The sequence below is a fragment of the uncultured Microbulbifer sp. genome (assembly GCF_913055755.1).
Taxonomy (GTDB): domain Bacteria; phylum Pseudomonadota; class Gammaproteobacteria; order Pseudomonadales; family Cellvibrionaceae; genus Microbulbifer.
This window is the reverse complement of record NZ_CAJXKH010000167.1, coordinates 1-2,496: the sequence shown is the minus strand read 5'-3', so window position 1 is coordinate 2,496 and position 2,496 is coordinate 1. Positions and strand designations below refer to the sequence as shown.

Below are 2,496 nucleotides of genomic sequence, written 5' to 3'. Positions count from 1 at the left end.
ATTGATGATCAGGGTGTCGATGGTCGCGCCGCCGCGGGGATTCAGCTTCACCGCGGTGGGAAAACCGGCACCGCCCATACCGGCGATACCGCAGTCGCGGATCTGTTCCAGCAGGTCGTCGATATCCCGGCTTGCGTAGTCTTCCAGCGGAGTGAGTGCACACCATGCGTCGCGGCCGTCGGTGCGGATCTGGATACAGTCCGCCACCATGCCGGAGGGATGGGGCACTGCCATGGGCTCTATCGCCACCACCTTGCCGGAAGAGGGCGCGTGCACCGGACAGCTTACCGGGCCATCGGCCTCGGCTATTTTCTGGCCCTTCAGCACCAGGTCGCCGAGCTTCACCAGCGGAATCGCGGTGCCGCCGATATGCTGGTTGAGCGGCACAATCAAATCTTCCGCCAGCGGAATAGTGCCGATGGGCTCACCGGTGGACTGGTGTTTGTTCTCCGGCGGGTGAATGCCGCCGTGGAAATCGTTGATCTTCAGCTCGCGGGAGAGGTCCCGGGCCTTTTCACTGGCGATCAGGTGGGCATCACGGGCCGCGCGGCGCTCGCTGGCACCCTGTCTTTCATCAATCTGGCTCATGCGGCACTCCGGTCATCGGTGTGCAGCTCGGGGCGGTCACTGGCAATCAATTGAATACCGTCTCCGGGTTTTTCCGGGTGCCATTCCTGCAGCGTGGCCTCCAGCGGTACCATATCGATACAGTCCACCGGGCAGGGCTCCACACACAGGTCGCAGCCGGTGCATTCGTCCACGATCACCGTGTGCATCTGCTTGGCGGCTCCCACGATGGCGTCCACCGGGCAGGCCTGGATGCACTTGGTGCAGCCGATACACTCCGCCTCGCGGATAAAGGCTACTTTTTTTACTTCCTCCACGCCGTGTTCGGCATCCAGCGGAATGGCCTCCACATCGAGCAGGTTGGCGAGTTCGTTGATGGTGGCCTGGCCACCGGGCGGACACTTGTTGATGGCCTCGCCGTTGGCAATGGCCTCGGCGTAGGGGCGGCAGCCGGGGTGGCCGCACTGGCCGCACTGGGTTTGCGGCAGGATGGCGTCGATCTGGTCGACGATGGGATCTCCCTCCACCTTGAAGCGCACCGCGGCAAAGCCCAGCAGGGCGCCGAACACCAGGGCCATACCGCCGAGAATCAGCAGGGGCGTGGAAATTTCAGACAGCCATTCCATCATCGTCTCCCTTATACCAACCCACTGAAGCCCATAAAGGCCAGCGACATCAACCCCGCGGTCATCATGCCGATGGCGGCGCCCTTGAAGGGTTTGGGGACATCCGCCACCGCCAGCCGCTCGCGCATCGCGGAAAACAGGATCAATACCAAGGAAAAGCCCACCGCGGCACCGAAGCCGTACAGGGTGGACTGGACAAAATTGTTCGCTTTCATGGTGTTCTGCAGTGCCACGCCAAGCACCGCGCAGTTGGTGGTGATCAGCGGCAGGAAAACGCCGAGTACCCGGTGCAGCAGCGGGCTGGTTTTCTCGATAAACATGCGCGCAAACTGCACCACCACCGCGATCACCAGAATGAAGGAAATGGTGCGCAGGTACTCCATGCCGAACGGTTCGAGTAAGTAGGTATTCACCAGATAGGAGCAGATGGCCGCCAGCGTGAGTACAAACGTCGTCGCCCCCGCCATGCCCACGGCGGTCTCCAGCTTGTTGGAAACCCCCATAAACGGGCACAGGCCGAGAAACTGCACCAGCACGTAGTTGTTCACCAGAATGGTGGAGAGCAGGATGACGGTAAATTCGCTCATAGATAGTCCGTTCGGCCTCACTGCGGGCGTTGTGCCTGTACAACCCGTTTCTGTATAAAAAATAGCCGGAATGGCGGAGGCGACAGTGAGTTCGCCGTTTGATCTTACCGGACCGCCCCCTGGGGTGCTGCCAATGCGGTCTGCAGTGGTGAAAAAAGTGCCTGTCAATCGGGGGCGGTATTATGGGGGAGGGTAAGGGGGGCTTCAACAACGGTAGGCGGAAGTCCACCCTCGTAATATGGGTCCTGGGGGCAATGACGCACTTATTCACAATATGTGGGGAGCCTGTCAGGACCGCTCTGCCACCAAATGATCCCGGCAAATGATCCATTGTGCCCGCCAACTGCGTATTAATTGGCAAAAATCAGCGAATGGGATGTTTTCCTGATATAGGTTGTGAATCGTGTGGTGCGGACCGCGCCCATATAAAGGCGCTTCATTACCAAGGTTTTTCACCAATCGATATTTGTGAGCGGGACTTGTATGGCACTTGAGAGCTGGCTGAAAAGCCATAAACGGTATCGCTTCCAGCTGGCCTGGGGCCTGGCTGGTTGCTTCGCACTGATACTGCTGGTGGTGGTTTTTGGTCCCTATAGCGAAAACATACCGTTCCGGCCGGATGATTCCGATGGCTGGTACTACTGGCAGTTACCGGAGCCTTCAACCTGGGCGTTTATCACGGCTTGGGGTGGCTATGCGGCTCATCAGCTTTTTCA

2 protein-coding genes and 2 pseudogenes are annotated in these 2,496 nt (G+C 59.4%); 1 reads left to right on the top strand and 3 read right to left on the bottom strand.

The genetic code is table 11. The annotated features are described in order from the left end of the window. The 3 genes and pseudogenes from QZ511_RS16635 to rsxA all read right to left on the bottom strand — a co-directional run. Positions 1–588, bottom strand: a pseudogene (locus QZ511_RS16635) (electron transport complex subunit RsxC); the annotation flags it as partial. Beyond that, on the bottom strand, positions 585–1,196 hold the full coding sequence (gene rsxB / locus QZ511_RS16630) for an electron transport complex subunit RsxB (protein WP_295804249.1): 612 nt from the start codon (positions 1,194–1,196) through the stop codon (positions 585–587). The gene rsxB and the pseudogene QZ511_RS16635, both read right to left, overlap by 4 nt. A gap of 8 nt (positions 1,197–1,204) precedes the next feature. Continuing rightward, positions 1,205–1,780 (bottom strand): electron transport complex subunit RsxA, encoded by a 576-nt coding sequence (gene rsxA / locus QZ511_RS16625; RefSeq protein WP_295804246.1) that lies wholly within the window; start codon positions 1,778–1,780, stop codon positions 1,205–1,207. 483 nt (positions 1,781–2,263) lie between these two features. On the opposite strand from rsxA, the pseudogene QZ511_RS16620 reads away from it, so the two are divergent. After that, positions 2,264–2,496, top strand: a pseudogene (locus QZ511_RS16620) (hypothetical protein); the annotation flags it as partial.

Bases quoted from the DNA above. Each gene is read 5' to 3' on its own strand.
- rsxA (WP_295804246.1), bottom strand. From the start codon at position 1,780: ATGAGCGAATTTACCGTCATCCTGCTCTCCACCATTCTGGTGAACAAC.
- rsxB (WP_295804249.1), bottom strand. From the start codon at position 1,196: ATGATGGAATGGCTGTCTGAAATTTCCACGCCCCTGCTGATTCTCGGC.